General features: G+C 69.1%; 15 protein-coding genes. 7 read left to right on the forward strand and 8 right to left on the reverse strand.

Annotated features, from left to right (window positions below):
- The first annotated feature begins 51 nt into the window (after positions 1 to 51).
- Both OG568_RS23520 and OG568_RS23525 read left to right on the forward strand, forming a co-directional pair.
- The gene (locus OG568_RS23520; protein WP_054237475.1) at positions 52 to 543 is read left to right on the forward strand and encodes an inorganic diphosphatase; all 492 of its coding nucleotides are present in this window, start codon (positions 52 to 54) and stop codon (positions 541 to 543) included.
- 118 nt (positions 544 to 661) lie between these two features.
- The gene (locus OG568_RS23525; protein ID WP_329532994.1) at positions 662 to 2,302 is read left to right on the forward strand and encodes a threonine/serine ThrE exporter family protein; all 1,641 of its coding nucleotides are present in this window, start codon (positions 662 to 664) and stop codon (positions 2,300 to 2,302) included.
- Positions 2,303 to 2,364: 62 nt separating this feature from the next.
- Here the strand turns inward: OG568_RS23525 and OG568_RS23530 are convergent, their stop codons facing one another.
- Both OG568_RS23530 and OG568_RS23535 read right to left on the reverse strand, forming a co-directional pair.
- Positions 2,365 to 3,366: a VTT domain-containing protein gene (locus tag OG568_RS23530; protein WP_329532995.1), complete on the reverse strand. Its 1,002-nt coding sequence runs from the start codon at positions 3,364 to 3,366 to the stop codon at positions 2,365 to 2,367.
- Between the two features lie 267 nt (positions 3,367 to 3,633).
- A complete protein-coding gene (locus OG568_RS23535) occupies positions 3,634 to 4,401 on the reverse strand; it encodes a MerR family transcriptional regulator (RefSeq protein WP_329532996.1) in 768 nt (255 codons plus the stop codon).
- A 130-nt stretch (positions 4,402 to 4,531) separates the two neighbouring features.
- On the opposite strand from OG568_RS23535, the gene OG568_RS23540 reads away from it, so the two are divergent.
- Positions 4,532 to 5,797 (forward strand): ion channel protein, encoded by a 1,266-nt coding sequence (locus tag OG568_RS23540; protein ID WP_329532997.1) that lies wholly within the window; start codon positions 4,532 to 4,534, stop codon positions 5,795 to 5,797.
- A gap of 133 nt (positions 5,798 to 5,930) precedes the next feature.
- Positions 5,931 to 7,337: a glutamate decarboxylase gene (locus OG568_RS23545; protein WP_266584514.1), complete on the forward strand. Its 1,407-nt coding sequence runs from the start codon at positions 5,931 to 5,933 to the stop codon at positions 7,335 to 7,337.
- Between the two features lie 35 nt (positions 7,338 to 7,372).
- On the opposite strand, the gene OG568_RS23550 is transcribed toward OG568_RS23545, so the two are convergent.
- From OG568_RS23550 to OG568_RS23565, 4 genes are all read right to left on the reverse strand, one after another.
- Positions 7,373 to 8,014 carry a PadR family transcriptional regulator gene (locus tag OG568_RS23550; RefSeq protein WP_266584513.1) on the reverse strand — a complete coding sequence of 214 codons (642 nt, stop codon included), beginning with the start codon at positions 8,012 to 8,014 and terminating at the stop codon, positions 7,373 to 7,375.
- A gap of 36 nt (positions 8,015 to 8,050) precedes the next feature.
- Entirely contained in the window at positions 8,051 to 8,587 is a 537-nt protein-coding gene (locus OG568_RS23555) for a DinB family protein (RefSeq protein ID WP_266584512.1), read from the reverse strand.
- 325 nt (positions 8,588 to 8,912) lie between these two features.
- Entirely contained in the window at positions 8,913 to 10,373 is a 1,461-nt protein-coding gene (locus OG568_RS23560) for an aldehyde dehydrogenase family protein (RefSeq protein WP_266584510.1), read from the reverse strand.
- A gap of 209 nt (positions 10,374 to 10,582) precedes the next feature.
- Positions 10,583 to 11,407 (reverse strand): helix-turn-helix domain-containing protein, encoded by an 825-nt coding sequence (locus tag OG568_RS23565; protein ID WP_266438167.1) that lies wholly within the window; start codon positions 11,405 to 11,407, stop codon positions 10,583 to 10,585.
- A 337-nt stretch (positions 11,408 to 11,744) separates the two neighbouring features.
- Here OG568_RS23565 and OG568_RS23570 point away from each other — a divergent pair, with 337 nt between their 5' ends.
- Positions 11,745 to 12,263, forward strand: a complete 519-nt coding sequence (locus OG568_RS23570; protein WP_266437920.1) for an ATP-binding protein — start codon at positions 11,745 to 11,747, stop codon at positions 12,261 to 12,263.
- 124 nt (positions 12,264 to 12,387) lie between these two features.
- On the opposite strand, the gene OG568_RS23575 is transcribed toward OG568_RS23570, so the two are convergent.
- Positions 12,388 to 12,657, reverse strand: coding sequence for a DUF397 domain-containing protein (locus OG568_RS23575; RefSeq protein ID WP_266437923.1), 270 nt, complete (start codon positions 12,655 to 12,657; stop codon positions 12,388 to 12,390).
- A gap of 651 nt (positions 12,658 to 13,308) precedes the next feature.
- Between OG568_RS23575 and OG568_RS23580 the strand changes: the two genes are divergently transcribed.
- Both OG568_RS23580 and OG568_RS23585 read left to right on the forward strand, forming a co-directional pair.
- On the forward strand, positions 13,309 to 13,779 hold the full coding sequence (locus OG568_RS23580) for a hypothetical protein (RefSeq protein WP_266695782.1): 471 nt from the start codon (positions 13,309 to 13,311) through the stop codon (positions 13,777 to 13,779).
- Positions 13,780 to 14,040: 261 nt separating this feature from the next.
- Positions 14,041 to 14,586 (forward strand): DUF4232 domain-containing protein, encoded by a 546-nt coding sequence (locus OG568_RS23585; RefSeq protein ID WP_329532998.1) that lies wholly within the window; start codon positions 14,041 to 14,043, stop codon positions 14,584 to 14,586.
- Between the two features lie 24 nt (positions 14,587 to 14,610).
- On the opposite strand, the gene OG568_RS23590 is transcribed toward OG568_RS23585, so the two are convergent.
- Positions 14,611 to 15,759, reverse strand: coding sequence for a DUF2786 domain-containing protein (locus OG568_RS23590; RefSeq protein WP_329532999.1), 1,149 nt, complete (start codon positions 15,757 to 15,759; stop codon positions 14,611 to 14,613).
- Between the last annotated feature and the right edge of the window lie 108 nt (positions 15,760 to 15,867).

The following is a 15,867-nucleotide window of genomic DNA, read 5'->3' on the forward strand; positions in this document are numbered from 1 at the left end:
TGAGGGACACTTAACCACCAGAACTATGTGTTGATCATGGAGGAGCCACCGGTGGAGTTCGACGTCACGATCGAGATTCCGAAGGGTTCGCGGAACAAGTACGAGGTGGACCACGAGACCGGTCGGATCCGCTTGGACCGTCGACTCTTCACCTCGACCAGCTACCCGGCCGACTACGGCTTCGTCGAGAACACCCTCGGCGAGGACGGCGACCCGCTGGACGCGCTGGTCATCCTGGACGAGCCGACGTTCCCGGGCTGCCTGATCCAGTGCCGCGCGATCGGCATGTTCCGCATGACGGACGAGGCCGGCGGCGACGACAAGCTGCTGTGCGTCCCGGCGCACGACCCGCGCGTGGAGCACCTGCGGGACATCCACCACGTGTCGGAGTTCGACCGCCTGGAGATCCAGCACTTCTTCGAGGTCTACAAGGACCTCGAGCCGGGCAAGTCCGTCGAGGGCGCCAACTGGGTCGGCCGCGCGGAGGCCGAGGCCGAGATCGAGCGTTCCTACAAGCGCTTGAAGGAGCAGGGCGGTCACTGATCCCCCCTGAACCCCGCGGGCCGCGTGACCCCTCCCGGGGTGGCGCGGCCCGTTCGCGTCTCCGTGCGCATACTGGGGCGTACGGGCGACGCACGGTCTGCAACAGCGGGAGTGGTGGGTGACGGAGGCGGAGGACCGCAAACCGCAGTCGGACGAGGCGAGGAGTGCCTTCGCACAGCCGGACGGCGTGGCACCGGCGGTCGAGGACGAATCGGGGACCACGTCGGAGTTCGCGATCCCCGAGGGGCTCGCGCCGCCCGAGACGACGGGCACCGAGTCCGAGGGGTCCGCGTTCAGCACCCCGCGCACCTACAGCGCGAAGCACGCCCCACCCGCCTTCACACCGGCGTCCGGCATCCCCGTTGTCAGTCTGACCAAGGACGTGCCCTGGCAGGACCGGATGCGCACGATGCTGCGCATGCCCGTGGCCGAGCGGCCGGCACCCGACCTGCCGCACAAGGAGGACGAGGCCGGCCCGGCGGTCCCCCGCGTGCTCGACCTGACGCTGCGCATCGGCGAGCTGCTGCTCGCGGGCGGCGAGGGCGCCGAGGACGTGGAGACGGCGATGTTTGCCGTCTGCCGCTCGTTCGGCCTGGACCGCTGCGAGCCGAACGTCACCTTCACCCTGCTGTCGATCTCGCACCAGCCATCCCTGGTGGACGATCCCGTGACGGCCTCCCGGACCGTACGCCGCCGGGGCACCGACTACACCCGGCTCGCGGCCGTCTACCGGCTCGTCGACGACCTGAGCCACCCGGAGACCACGTTCTCCCTGGAGGAGGCCTACCGGCGCCTCGCGGAGATGCGGCGCAACCGGCACCCGTATCCCGGCTGGGTGCTGACCGGCTCCAGCGGGCTGCTCGCGGGTGCGGCCTCGGTGCTCGTCGGCGGTGACGCGATCGTGTTCGTCGCCGCGGCGCTCGGCGCGATGCTGGGCGACCGGCTGGCCTGGCTGTGCGCGGGGCGCGGGCTGCCGGAGTTCTACCAGTTCACGGTGGCCGCGATGCCGCCGGCCGCGATAGGTGTCGCGCTCCAGCTCGCGCACGTCGACGCGAAGTCGTCCGCGGTGATCACGGGTGGGCTGTTCGCGCTGCTGCCGGGGCGGGCCCTCGTCGCCGGCGTGCAGGACGGACTGACCGGCTTCTACATCACCGCGTCCGCACGCCTCCTGGAGGTCATGTACCTCTTCGTGGGCATCATCGTCGGCGTCCTCATCGTGCTCTATTTCGGCGTGAAGTTCGGCGCCGCGCTCAATCCGGACCAGGCGCTGGGCATCTCCGAGCGGCCCCTGGTGCAGATCGCCGCCGCCATGCTGCTGTCCCTGACCTTCGCGATCCTGCTCCAGCAGGAACGATCCACCGTGCTCGCGGTGACCCTCAACGGAGGCGTCGCCTGGTCGGTGTACGGGGCGATGCACTACCCGGGCGGCATCTCACCGGTCGCCTCCACGGCCGTCGCGGCGGGCCTGGTGGGCCTCTTCGGACAGTTGCTGTCCCGCTACCGGTTCGCGTCCGCGCTGCCGTACACGACCGCCGCGATCGGGCCCCTCTTGCCGGGGTCGGCCACTTACTTCGGGCTGCTGTCGATCGCCCAGAACAACGTCGACAAGGGGTTGGTGTCGCTCTCGAAGGCCGCGGCGCTCGCCATGGCCATCGCCATCGGCGTGAACCTGGGGTCGGAGATCTCGCGGCTGTTCCTGCGGGTGCCGGGGGGCACCGCCGGCGGGCGCAGGGCCGCGAAGCGGACGCGGGGGTTCTGAGCCCGGGGGCCTACGAGCTCGGTGCGTTGTGCCGGGTGGCGAGCGGGGCGCGGCTTCCTGGCTCAGTTCTGCGGGTAACCCTGGTTGTACGGGTTCTGCTGCGCGCCGTACGGCTGTTGCGGGTAGCCCTGCGGCTGCTGCTGGGGCGGGTAGGCCTGGCCCTGGTCGTAGTTCGGGTCGTAGTTCGGGTCGTAGTTCTGACCGTAGTTCTGGTCGTAGCCCTGGCCCTGGTAGTAACCCTGGTCCTGGTTGCCGTACGGCTGCTGCTGCGGGTAGCCCTGGGCGTACTGGTCCTGCTGGTACGCATCCTGCTGGTACGCATCCTGGCTCTGCTGCGGCTGGTGCATGCGCAGCGGGCGCGTCGCGTCGTCCATGACGGGCGCCGTGGGCTGCTGCCGGTAGGCGGCCGGGCCCTGGGGGGCCTCCGGCTCCGGCGGGTTCTTCTTGGCCTTGGAGCGCGCCCGCAGGAACTCGATGGCGATCGGGATCACCGAGACGAGGACGATCAGGATCAGGATCGCCTCGATGTTGCTCTTGACGAAGTCGATCTTGCCGAGCCAGGAGCCGAGCAGTGTGACGCCCGCGCCCCACAGGACGCCACCGATGATGTTGAAGGTGAGGAAGGATCGGTACTTCATGCCGCTGACGCCCGCGATGATCGGCGTGAACGTGCGCACGATCGGCACGAAGCGGGCGAGGACCAGGGACTTGGGCCCGTACTTCTCGAAGAACTCGTGGGCCTTGACCACGTTCTCCTGCTTGAAGAGGCGGGAGTCCGGGCGGCTGAAGAGCGAGGGGCCGACCTTCTTGCCGAAGAGGTAACCCGCTTGGTCGCCGAGGATCGCCGCGACGCAGATCAGGGCGACGGCCGCCCACAGCGGGAAGTCCAGCTTGTTCGACGTGATCAGCAGACCGCAGGTGAAAAGCAGCGAGTCGCCCGGCAGGAAGAAGCCGATGAGCAGGCCGGACTCGGCGAAGACGACGAGCAGCAGACCCCAGATGCCGAAGTTGTCCAGGAGCGTGTTCGGATCCAGCCAGCTTGGACCAAGGGCAAGCGTGTTCACGGTTCCGGGCTCCTGAAGGGGGGAGGAAGAGTACGGCGGTCCTGGGACGGCAGTACGGCAGCACATCAGTACTGTCGGCCAAAGCTATCAACGCACAGTGTCCGTGCCAGGTTCCACCGGTGCCCCCAGGATGCACTGTGTGCCCACTGGGACAAAGCTGTGGGCCATGGGCATCCGTGATCACGGAGGCAGCCGGCGACCCCGGTCGGACATCCACGTCGTGACGACGCACGACGCTCGTGGAGGGTGCCCCTTACCGTCTTGCCGTCAGGCTCCCTGGGAGTGCCGGGCCGCGTTCGCCGTGATCGCGTCCCTGAGGTGCTCGGCGAGACCCGGGCGCATGGAGTCGTAGTACGCCTTGAAGCGCTCGTCGGACACGTACATCGCGCCGAGGCAGCCGTGGAGTTCGTACGAGCAGTCGTAGAACCACTTGCCGATGTGCTGCCGGTGTTCCTCGGCCATGTCCATGGCCCGCTCGCCGGTCGCGGGTTCACCCGCCTCCATGAGGGCGTCGTAGCGCTCGCTCCAGGAGGCGACCTCGGCCTGGACGCGCTGCCAGTCGTCCTTGGTGTAGCGGGCGGCACGGCGCTGCGACTCGGCGTACTCCGCCGTGCCGCCCCACCGCCGTTCGGCCTCCTCCGCGTGCTCCTCGGGATCCTTGTCCCCGAAAACCTCGAACTTCTCCTCGGGCGTGAGATTGATGCCCATCGTGCGTGCCTCCATGGCGTGCTCCACGGCCGCGGCCATCTTCTGCAGCTTCTCGATCCGGGCGGTCAGCAGCTCGTACTGGCGGCGCAGGTGCGCGCGCGGGTCCGCCTCCGGGTCGTCGAGCAGGGCGGCGACCTCGTCGAGCGGGAAGCCCAGCTCCCGGTAGAACAGGATCTGCTGCAGCCGGTCGAGGTCGGCGTCGCTGTAGCGCCGGTGCCCCGCGTGGTTGCGCTCGCTCGGCACGAGCAGGCCGATCTCGTCGTAGTGGTGCAGGGTGCGCACCGTGACCCCGGCGAAACCGGCGACCTGGCCCACTGAGTAGCCCACTTCCGCTCCTTCCTCGGTACGCGTCCCACCATGAGCCCTCACGCCACGTGAGGTGCAAGCCGGAAATCCCGGCATGCCGGGGGCTCCCCCCTGGGGTGTTGTGCGGCTTTTGCCCGCTTAAGGTGTGGCCGTGAGCACCGATGCGTCCACGGCGAGCCCCTTACGGCGTCTGCTGCCGTTGATCGTGCCCTCCGTGGTGGTCGGTGTGGCCGCGGCGCTCATCCTGCTGGGCGTCAGCCTGCTCGCCGACCGGTTCGAGGACGTGCTGTGGGAGACCCTTCCGGACGCACTGGGCGTGGGCCGCTACTCCGTGCTGTGGATGATCGTGATGCTGACGGCGACCGGCATCGCGGTGGGGCTGGTGGTGTGGAAGGTGCCGGGGCACGCGGGGCCCGATCCGTCGACCACGGGCCTGGTCGACGCTCCCCTGCCACCCCGCGTTCTGCCGGGGCTGCTCGTCGCCACCGTCCTGACGCTGGCGGGCGGGGTGAGCCTCGGCCCAGAGAACCCGATCACGGCCGCCAACGTCGCCCTCGCCTACTGGCTCGGCACCCGGGTGATCCCCGGCTCCGCCGTGGGGCTGTGGGTGGGCCTGGCGGTCGCGGGCACGATCGGCGCCCTGTTCGGGACGCCGGTGGCCGCCGCGCTGATCTTCTCCGAGGTGCTGGCCGGACAGCCGGAGCCCGGCGCCCTCTGGGACCGGCTGCTGCCGCCGCTGCTCGCGGGCGGCACGGGCGCGCTGACCATGACGCTGCTGGAGCACCCGAGCTTCGACCTCGCGCTGCCCGCCTACCCGGGTCCCCACTGGGGCGATCTGCTGAGCGCCCTGGTGGTCGCCTCGGTCGCGGCGGCGATCGGGATGACCGCGGTATGCGCCCTCCCGTACGTCCACGGCGCCTTCTCCCGGCTCAAACACCCCCTGCTGGCGCTTCCCGTGGGCGGTCTCGTCCTGGGGCTGCTGGGGGCGCTGGGCGGGCCTCTGACGCTCTTCAAGGGCCTGGACGAGGTGAAGACCCTCGCCGCGAACCCGGAGGGCTGGTCGGCGGGACGGTTCGCGCTGATGTCCATGGTGAAGCTGGCCGCGCTGCTGGTCGCCACCTCGTGCGGCTTCCGAGGCGGCCGGATCTTTCCCTCCGTGTTCGCCGGGGTAGCTCTCGGGCTGTGCGCCCACGCGCTGGTACCGCAGGTGAATCCCACGCTCGCCGTGGTGTGCGCGGTCCTGGGTGTGCTCCTGGCCGTCACCCGGCAGGGCTGGATCAGTCTGTTCACGGCGGCCGTCCTGGTGGCCCAGCCGGGCGTGCTGCCCCTGCTGGTGCTGGCCTCGGTGCCGGCCTGGCTGATCGTCACCGGACGTCCGCAGATGCAGTTGCGCGCCGACGGGAGCTCGATCCGGTGAACCGACAGGCCTCTCCCGTCCGATGAACCAGTGGGGACCCGATCCGATGAACCACCCGGTCCGATGAACCAGTAACACCCCTGATCCAATCGACCCGTAGAACCCTCCGACCGCCGACTCGATAGGATTTCCCATGCCGCTCCACCAAGGTCCCGAGAAGCCCGACGAGCGACCGGTGTCCGTCAACCCCTTCTTCGGGGAGGCGAATCCGGTCGGGGGCATGACCGAGGCCCCGCCCAAACACCGGCTTCCCGACGGCCCGCTGCCGCCCAACACGGCGTATCAGGTCGTCCACGACGATCTGATGCTGGACGGGAACGCGCGGCTGAATCTCGCCACCTTCGTCACCACCTGGATGGAACCGCAGGCCGGCAGGCTGATGGACGAGTGCCAGGACAAGAACATGATCGACAAGGACGAGTACCCGCGCACCGCCGAGCTGGAGCGGCGCTGCGTGGCGATGCTCGCGGATCTGTGGAACGCGCCGGATCCGGCCTCCGCCGTCGGCTGTTCGACGACCGGATCGAGCGAGGCGTGCATGCTCGCCGGCATAGCGCTGAAGCGGCGCTGGATGCGGCGGAACGCGGACCGCTATCCGGGAGCGCGCCCCAACCTCGTGATGGGGGTGAACGTCCAGGTGTGCTGGGAGAAGTTCTGCAACTTCTGGGAGGTCGAGGCACGCCAGGTGCCCATGGAGGGCGACCGGTTCCACCTCGACCCACAGGCGGCGGCCGAGCTGTGCGACGAGAACACCATCGGGGTCGTGGGCATCCTCGGCTCCACCTTCGACGGGTCGTACGAGCCGATCGCCGAGCTGTGCGCGGCCCTCGACCAGCTCCAGGAGCGTACGGGCCTGGACATCCCCGTCCATGTCGACGGCGCGTCAGGCGCGATGATCGCCCCCTTCCTCGACCCGGACCTGGTCTGGGACTTCCGGCTGCCGCGGGTGTCCTCGATCAACACCTCGGGGCACAAGTACGGACTGGTCTACCCGGGTGTCGGCTGGGCGCTGTGGCGGACGGAGGCCGAGCTTCCCGAGGAACTGGTCTTCCGGGTCAACTACTTGGGCGGCAACATGCCGACCTTCGCGCTCAACTTCTCCCGCCCGGGCGCGCAGGTCGTGGCGCAGTACTACACGTTTCTACGGCTGGGCAGGGAAGGCTTCCGAGCCGTTCAGCAGACGACCAGAGATCTGGCCCGCGGGCTCGCCGACCGGATCGAGGCGCTGGAGGACTTCCGACTTCTGACCCGGGGCGACGAGTTGCCCGTCTTCGCGTTCACAACGGCACCTCATGTGAACGCGTACGACGTCTTCGACGTGTCCCGGCGCATGCGGGAGAGCGGCTGGCTGGTGCCCGCGTACACCTTCCCGGCCAACCGGGAGGACCTGTCCGTCCTGCGTGTGGTGTGCCGCAACGGCTTCTCGGTGGATCTCGCCGACCTGTTCATCGAGGACCTGAGCCGGTTGGTGCCCCAACTGCGCAAGCTGCCGCATCCACTGACCCAGGACAAGGAGGCGGCGACCGGCTTCCACCACTAGGGCCTGTCCGGCGGAGGGTGCGGGTGCGGGTGCGGCTACTCCTGGTCGCCGGGGTGCGGTGTTCCCGTCGCGTACGGGTTCTCCTCGCCGTCCACCAGGACGCCGACGAAGGGTTCGCCCTCGCCGGCGAAGGTGTACGCGCCGCCCCGGATCCGCTCGATCAGGCCCCGGGTCCACTGCGCTCCGGAGTCGGCGGAGTGGACCCAGAAGTTCATGATCTCGCCGATGTGGCCGAGCTGCCCGGGGCCGTCCTCGGGGGTGTAGTACCCAGTGACGGACTTGCGCCACTCCTCGATGGCGCGCACCCGCTCCTGGAGGAGTTCGAGGGTCTCCGCACGGCCGAGGTCGACCATGAAACCGAGCGCGGCCGAGAGGATGTCCGGTTTCTGGTCGTACGCGGTCAGCGACCGGCGCAGCAGCGTGAAGTACTCCTCGGTGCCCTGGTCCGTGATCTCGTACTCGGTGCGCGGCGGGCCGCCCGCCGTGGACGGGGCGATCTCGTGGGCGAGCAGCAGTCCCTGCTTCGCCATCTGCTTGAGCGCGTGGTAGATCGAGCCGGGCTTGGCGTTGGACCACTCGTGCGCGCCCCAGTACTCGAGGTCGTTGCGCACCTGGTAGCCGTGGGCCCGCCCGTGCTGGCGGACGGCACCCAGCACCAGGAGACGGATCGCTGACATGCGGTCCAGGTTATGGGGCAGATGAGGGCGCGGAGGTCAACCCTCCTGCGCGCGGGCGACCAGCTCGAAGGCGGTGGCGCCGTCCAGGGACTCGCGGATGATGTCGGCGTGGCCGGCGTGCCGGGCCGTCTCGCGGATCAGGTGGAGCGCCACCCAGCGCATCGAGACCCGTTCCCGGGGGAACCAGGGGGCTTCGGGCAGTGCGAAGGTCTCGTCGAGGCTGGGTACCGAGCGGATGAACGCCTCCGTCTCGGCGGCGACCTTCTCCCAGTACGCGAGCTGCGACTCGACGGTCTCGTCGCCGACGAGCGCGAAGCACTCGTGCCAGGTCGACTCGTCCCGCTCGACGGCGGGCGGCTCGCCCTTGGCGCGGGCGATCCAGGCCTGCTCGGTCTCGGCGACATGTTTGAGCAGCCCGGCCAGGGACAGTTCGCTCGCGCTTGGCCGGCTCGTGGCCTGCTCCGGCGTCAGGCCGATCAGGGCCCGGCGGATCCCGCCGCGCTCGGCCTCCAGGAAGGAGAGCAGTGCTCCACGCTCGTCACCGGGAGTCTCCGCCGAAACGTGAGTAACCATGATCGCCGCCTTTCATCGGTCCACCTGCCTGGCATCCCCTGCCTGACACCGACGAACGTACGGGCCCTTGCGGTCAGCTTCTGTCCGCAAGGGCCCGATGGCGACGAAGAGTCTCTGAGTCTCCGAACGGAAGGAGCCCTAGGGCCTGTCCGGCGGATCATGCCGCAGACGCGGGGCTTGGCACGCCCATCTGCGGCGTTGTCGTCACTCGCCGACGCTCCGCGTCGACTCCTTCCTCCGCCTTGCAGCTGCACGCACCAAGCCCCGCTCACCAGCGTCGATGAGGCACCGCCGCTGCCCTCCGACTTGATCCGCCGGACAGGCCCTAGAACGGGAAGAAGCTGCGGCCGTGCTGGACCGAGATCCACTTCTGGGTGGTGAAGGCGTCGACGGTCGTCTCGCCGTTCAGACGGCCGATGCCGGAGTGCTTCTCGCCGCCGAAGGGGACCAGCGGCTCGTCGTGGACGGTGCCGTCGTTGACGTGGAACATGCCGGTGTCGATCTGCTTGGCGAAGGCGACACCGCGCTCGACGTCGGCGGTGTGCACGGCGCCGCTGAGCCCGTACGGGGTGTCGTTGACGATGCGTACGGCCTCCTCCTCACCGTCGAAGGTGACGAGGAGCGCGACAGGGCCGAAGATCTCCTGCTGGAGGATGGCGGAGTCGGCGGGCAGGTCCGTCAGGACGGTCGGCTCGACGAGGTTGTCGGTGGTGGCGCCGCGCACCAGAGCGGTGGCGCCCTCGGCGATCGCCTGGTCGACCGCGCCGGTGAGCGAGTCCGCCTGGGAGGAGTTGATGACCGGGCCGATGATCGTCTGGGGGTCGCTCGGGTCGCCGACCTTCAGCGTCTTCACCTTGGCGACGAACTTCTCGGTGAACTCGTCCGCGATCGAGCGGTCCACGAGCACGCGGTTGGCGGCCATGCAGACCTGGCCCTGGTGGACGTAGCGGCTGAAGACCGCCGCGTCGACGGCGTAGTCGATGTCCGCGTCCTCCAGGACCACCAGGGCGCTGTTGCCGCCGAGTTCCAGCACCGCGCTCTTGAAGTGCGAGGCGCAGACGGTGGCGACATGGCGGCCGACCTTGTCGGAGCCGGTGAAGGAGATGACCTTCGGGACGGGGTGCTCGATGAAGGCGTCGCCGATCTCGGCGATGTCGGTGATGACGACGTTGAGCAGACCGCCGGGCAGGCCCGCGTCCTCGAAGATCTTCGCCACCAGCGAGCCGCCGACGATCGGGGTGTTCTGGTGCGGCTTGAGGACCACGCCGTTGCCGAGCGCCAGGGCCGGCGCGACGGACTTCAGGGAGAGCAGGAAGGGGAAGTTGAAGGGGCTGATCACGCCGACGACACCGACGGGGACGCGGTAGAGGCGGTTCTCCTTGCCGTCGATCGGCGAGGGGAGGATCTTGCCCTCGGGCCGCAGCGACAGCTGGATCGACTCGCGCAGGAACTCCTTGGCGAGGTGGAGCTCGAAGCCGGCCTTGAGGTGGGTGCCGCCGAGCTCGGCGATGATCACCTCGGTGATCTCGGCCTCGCGCTCCTCGATGAGGCGCAGGGTCTTCTCGAAGACCGCGCGACGGGCGTACGGGTTGGTCGCGGCCCATGCCTTCTGGGCGCGCTGGGCGGCGCGGTAGGCCTCGTCGACCTCATCGACCGTGGCTATGGTGATCGACGCCAGCTTCTCGCCGTTGTACGGGTTGAAATCGATGATGTCCCAGGAGCCGGTGCCCTGGCGCCACTCGCCGTCGATGTACTGCCGGGCCAGGTCGGTGAAGTAGGACGACATGTGCTCCTCAATCCCCTTGCTGCCGAGGCAGACATCCGAGTCTGAGTCAGCAGACACATCCGATCAACGTCTGATCAGACGTCATCGTACTTGCGATCAAAGGGAGTTGGAGAGCACCTCCGAAGAGTCCACGAAGACTCACAGGCGAACAGGCTGTGAAGATTCACGGGAGCGGTCCGTGAAGACTCGCCGGAGGTGATGGGGAGAAGTCAGGAGAGCTGGAGCAGCCCCCTCAGCAGATCCCGGCTCTCGGACGGCCCGGGGCTGTCCTGCTGCAACTGCTTGAGCGCACCCTCGTACTGGGTGACGTCCTCGCGTTTGTCCAGGTAGAGCGCGCTGGTGAGCTGCTCCAGATAGACGACGTCCGACAGATCGGACTCGGGGAAGCTCAGGATGGTGAAGGAACCGCTCTCACCCGAGTGGCCGCCGAAGCTGAACGGCATGACCTGAAGTCGTACGTTCGGGCGTTCCGACACCTCGATCAGATGCTGGAGTTGCCCCCGCATCACCTCGCGGTCGCCGTACGGGCGGCGCAGCGCGGCCTCGTCGAGGACGATGTGGAACTCCGGGGCCTTCTCGGAGACGAGGTACTTCTGCCGCTCCAGGCGCAGCGCGACGCGCCGCTCGATGTCGGCGGGCGAAGCGCCCCGCATGCCGCGCGCGACGACCGCGTGGGCGTAGGCCTCCGTCTGCAACAGGCCGTGTACGAACTGGACTTCGTACGACCGGATCAGGTGGGCCGCGCCCTCCAGGCCGACATAGGTCGGGAACCAGCTGGGCAGGACGTCCGAGTAACTGTGCCACCAGCCGGCGACGTTGGCCTCCTTGGCGAGGGAGACGAGCGACGTGCGCTCGGCCTCGTCATTGATGCCGTACAGCGTCAGCAGGTCCTCGACGTCGCGCGTCTTGAAGCTCACCCGTCCCAACTCCATGCGGCTGATCTTCGATTCGGAGGCGCGGATCGAGTAACCGGCCGCTTCCCGCGTGATTCCACGTGCCTCCCGCAGGCGCCGCAGATGTGATCCGAGCAGCATGCGCCGCACCACCGAGCCGCTCGACTCACCAGCGCTCACGTTCGTCCGCCTCCCCAACCGTCTTCAAGGGCCGAAGTCTGCCACTAAAACACTTCAAGCAGTACTCGTTCAGTTACAGAAACGGAAAGACTCCAAAGGTGCCACACAGGAAAAGATCGGTAGAGGGTCAACAAGGGGGAAGAAGGTGACAGAAGAAATGACCAAGAAAGGGTGGAGGAAGGTCTAATTCGGGCGCGTGCACGTGCATCTGCCCTTGCATCTGCTGTACGCATTCGGAACCATGGTCCCCGCGCCACCGCTGCATCGCAACGACCGCGAACACCCGGGAGTGCCTCGCATGGGGACGAATGGATCGACCATGCTCGAGCCCTTACGGCAGGGACTTCCGCCGCTCGACCCCGCGGCCGTGTCCAACGCCGCTTCCTGTGCGCTGCCCGCACGCTACGAAGCGGTGCGCGAAGCGCGGCAGTTCACCCGCAGAACGCTCGACCAGTGGGACATCGGCGAGCGCTTCGACGATGTCTGCCTGGTGGTCTCCGAGCTCGTGACCAACGCGCTGCGGCACGCACTGCCCTCGGACACGCCCCGCCCGGACGACCAAGGGCCGCCCGTGCGGCTGCACTTGATGCGGTGGACCTCACGTCTGGTGTGCGCGGTACGCGACCCCAGTCACGACAGCCCGGTCGCGGGCGACTCGGAGGACTTCTCGGCGGAGTCGGGCCGCGGCCTGTTCCTGGTCGACTCGTTCGCCGACAGCTGGGGCTGGCACCCGCTCGCGGGGACCCTCAGCGGCAAGGTCGTATGGGCGCTGTTCCGGCTCCCGCAGCCGGCCGCCGGCGGGGTTTCGACCGAATAGAGAACCGCGGCGCCTTTTGGCGCCGCGGTTCTACGCGCGTTACGCATCGCGAGACGGCGGTCGCCGTCAGTTATGCCGGTTGCCCCACCCGGGTACGCGCCCACGCGGGTGGCGTCGGCTCATGTCAGCCGGCGACCAGGTGGTCGAACTCGCCGTCCTTGATGCCCAGGAGCATGGCTTCGATCTCGGCGCGGGTGTAGACGAGCGCGGGTCCTTCCGGGAACCGCGAGTTCCGCACCGCCACGTCCCCTCCGGGCAGTCTCGCGAACTCCACGCAGGAGCCCTGCGAATTGCTGTGCCTGCTCTTCTGCCAGGCCACTCCGGTCAGCCCCGTCGCAGCCATGCCGTTGTACACGTCATCCAGGTCATCCACGTCGTACACGTCGTGGTCCACAGGTCGCTCCCCGGTCGTGCAGTGGCCAATGTGGCCATTGATGCAGTGGCCAACTGCCCCGGATCATAGCTCTGTTCATGTGCAGATGCATGGGCAGATGCACGTGCACGGGGGGTGGCGCCACGGTTACAGCTTTTACCGCCATTTGACTACGGCCTGTTGACCACTTGACTACTGTCTGGTACTCGCCGGGCTGCTCCCGGTCCAGCGTGTGCCCCGAAGATCGCATGACATGCGCTCTCCAGCCCCCGTGCATGATCTTCCGCGCCAACATCTGTGCAGGGTCGTCCGGGTCGAATCCCTCATGCACTAGGAAGAGACGCGTACCGTGCCCTTCGAGTTTCAACGTTCACGTAATGGCCCAATCCGCAGGGTCCGCCGGATCGACGTCGGCCACCGGACGCGCGGCATCCGTTCCGGCTCGTACGCGAGAATCCGCGACGGGGTGACGACTCCCTCGGCACCACGACTCGACGGCTGCCCCAGAACATTCCTAGGTTCTCCCGATGTCTCACTCAGGGTGTTCGTGAATACGGCTGATAGCTTGCTGCGGTCGTTCCGGCGACCCCAGCGACACCATCACCCTTGGGGGCTTCAGTGACATCGGCGACTTCGGCGACCTTTCCGCGTCGGCGGACCCGGGGCGTGGCCATGGCCTTGGCCGCGGGTCTGGCGGGCGCGCTCGTGCTGACCGGCTGTGGCGGCGACTCGGGATCCGACTCCGGGGCCGGGGCCGCGAGCCCCAGCGCGTCCGCCTCGGGGACGGCCGGCACGGGCGGCGACTCGAGTACCCCGTCCACCGCCGCCGGCAAGCTGGAGGGCAGCTGGGCGGCCACGACCGGCGGCAAGGTCGTGGCGCTGGTGATCACCGGCAAGCAGGCCGGGCTCTTCACGACGGGCGGCACCGTGTGCAGCGGGACCGCCGGTGACGAGGCGGGCATGCAGATGATCCACCTCAAGTGCACGGACGGGAACAAGGACCGCACGACCGGCATGGTCGACTCCGTGAACAGCACGACGCTGAAGGTCACCTGGTCGGGGAAGCTCGGCAAGGAGTCGTACACGAAGGCGGAGGGCGGTCAGCTCCCGTCGGGACTGCCGACGGCGAGCCTGGGTTCCTGACCGGCCCGCCCCCTCCCTGACCTGCCCTCACCTGTCCCGACCGGTCTCTGACGGCGGGCCGCGGAGTCCGTCGGACTCCGCGGCCCGTTCGCATGCCCGTCCGCATGTCCGTTCGCGTGTCCGTCGCTCATTCCGTCGGCTCAGGGGAGTTTTCGGGGCATACGCGGCACGGGAGAGGTGCCTGACAGGGGGGTCGCGCAACGCGTGCCCATCGGTCTGCGTGATGATCCATGAGCACCTTCACGAACCCAGGGGGAACCCATGCGCGCCCTTCCGATCGCCGTCGTCGCCGCCGCGGCGGCACTCACCCTCACCGCCTGCGACAGCGGCGGCGACAGCAGCAGTGACAGCGGCAAGAAGGCCTCCACCTCCTCCGCCGCCGCCTCCACGGCCTGCAAGATCGACCAGATCGGCATCCAGGTCGGCCCCGCCAACGCGGCCCCCGCCGCGGGCGACACCGGCAACGTGCCCGTCACGCTCACCAACAAGGGCGCCGAGTGCACCCTCCAGGGCTTCCCCGCCGTCACGGTGCAGGACGGGGGCAAGAGCACGGACGTGCCCGAGGAGAAGGCCCCGAATCCGCCGAAACTGACGCTGGCGAAGAGCGGCACCGCCTCCTTCACGATCACCTACGTGCGGGGTACGGCGGGCGACGGGAAGAGCCTCGACGCGACGGCGCTGAAGATCAGCCTGCCCGGTGCCACCACCGCCCAGAGCTTCAAGTGGTCGTACGGCCCCGTCGCCGGCAAGACCGGTGCGAGCGACCCGAACGCCTCCGTGAGCTCGTTCCAGCCCGCGGGCGACTGAGCGGATCCCGGCGCAAGCCGGGCGTCAGCGAAGCGGCGGACGTGCCCTGACCTGGGCGCGGTCCGCCGCCGCGGCCCCTTCCTGCCATCCGGCCGCGTCGTTGACGCCGCGCAGCCGGGTGGTGACGGTGTCCGGGAACATCTGCTCCATGTGGTCGTTGACCGCCACGTCACGGGCCGCCAGCACGGGCAGCAACTCCCCCGCCGGCGCCGCCGAGGCGACCTCCCCCTCGGCCCCCTCGGCGGCGGTCGCCAGCCGGTCGCCGATCCGGTGCGCGTACGCGGCCAGGAACGACTGCCGGAAGCTCTTCGTACGCTTCCTTCCTCCGGCCCGCTGGGCCGCCTCCGCCTTCGTCATCGCGGCCGTGGCCTGCACGAGCAGCGAGGTGTAGAGGAGCTCGACGGCCTCCAGGTCGGGTTCGAAACCGACGACGGTCGAGAAGCCGAGCGACTCGTTCCACACGGCACGACAGCGGTTCGCGTCGGCCACCGCGTCCAGCAGCACGGCCTTGGCCGTCTCGTACGGCGGCTCGACACCGATGCGGCAGGCGCCGGGCGCGTCCTTGGCGTGCGTACGGGCCGCGAGCAGCGCCTCGTCGATGCTGTGCCGGGCCATCAGCTCCTGCGCCTTGGCGCTCAGTGCCTCCGCCTCCTCGGGGAACCCGGTCGCCTCGGCCTTGGCGAGCAGCGCGCGGATGCGGGAGAGCATGCGGGAGTCCTGCGGGGCGCCCGGGTGCCGTGACGTGCCGTGCGGCCGGTGCGCGTCGAGCGACTCGAGGGCGGGAAGGCGCAGCAGCAGCCGGTACAGCTCCAGCGCCGCGGTCGCCTGCGAGAAGCGGTCGGTGCGCGGGGCCCGGGCGTCCAGCTCTTCGAGCTGTGCCGCCCATCGCGGGCCCCGGGGCCGCCGGTCCCGGCCGGCCTCGGCGCGCACCAGTTCCGACACCAGCCGCAGGTGTACGTCGTCCAGCTCGCGTCGCACGATCCGCACGACGTCGGCGGGCTGCCAGCCGCGACGCCAGGCCGCGGCGACGAACTCCTCGCCACGGCGGGCGAGTTCGGCGTCGGAGGCGGGGTCGGCGGCGAGCAGCGAGGCGCCCGTGTCGAGGGCCCCGTCACTGTCGGCGTAGAGCGCGGCCTCGAAGGCGCGCTCCACGGTGCTGGGCGTACTGCTCATGCGTCGATCGTGTCACGCCCGCCGAACCGGACCGTCCACACCCTGTGGACAGTGAAACGTGGACGACGGCCGGAAGGGTGTCAACTTCGGGTTGACACCCCCTGCCTG

Source organism: Streptomyces sp. NBC_01450 (genome assembly GCF_036227505.1).
Lineage (GTDB): Bacteria > Actinomycetota > Actinomycetes > Streptomycetales > Streptomycetaceae > Streptomyces.

Excerpts from the sequence above, each read along its gene's own strand:
- OG568_RS23565 (WP_266438167.1), bottom strand. The coding sequence starts at position 11,407 with ATGCTGCTCGGATCACATCTGCGGCGCCTGCGGGAGGCACGTGGAATC.
- OG568_RS23570 (WP_266437920.1), top strand. The coding sequence starts at position 11,745 with ATGGGGACGAATGGATCGACCATGCTCGAGCCCTTACGGCAGGGACTT.
- OG568_RS23560 (WP_266584510.1), bottom strand. The coding sequence starts at position 10,373 with ATGTCGTCCTACTTCACCGACCTGGCCCGGCAGTACATCGACGGCGAG.
- OG568_RS23590 (WP_329532999.1), bottom strand. The coding sequence starts at position 15,759 with ATGAGCAGTACGCCCAGCACCGTGGAGCGCGCCTTCGAGGCCGCGCTC.
- OG568_RS23550 (WP_266584513.1), bottom strand. The coding sequence starts at position 8,014 with ATGTCAGCGATCCGTCTCCTGGTGCTGGGTGCCGTCCGCCAGCACGGG.
- OG568_RS23555 (WP_266584512.1), bottom strand. The coding sequence starts at position 8,587 with ATGGTTACTCACGTTTCGGCGGAGACTCCCGGTGACGAGCGTGGAGCA.
- OG568_RS23580 (WP_266695782.1), top strand. The coding sequence starts at position 13,309 with ATGGCCTTGGCCGCGGGTCTGGCGGGCGCGCTCGTGCTGACCGGCTGT.
- OG568_RS23545 (WP_266584514.1), top strand. The coding sequence starts at position 5,931 with ATGCCGCTCCACCAAGGTCCCGAGAAGCCCGACGAGCGACCGGTGTCC.
- OG568_RS23585 (WP_329532998.1), top strand. The coding sequence starts at position 14,041 with ATGCGCGCCCTTCCGATCGCCGTCGTCGCCGCCGCGGCGGCACTCACC.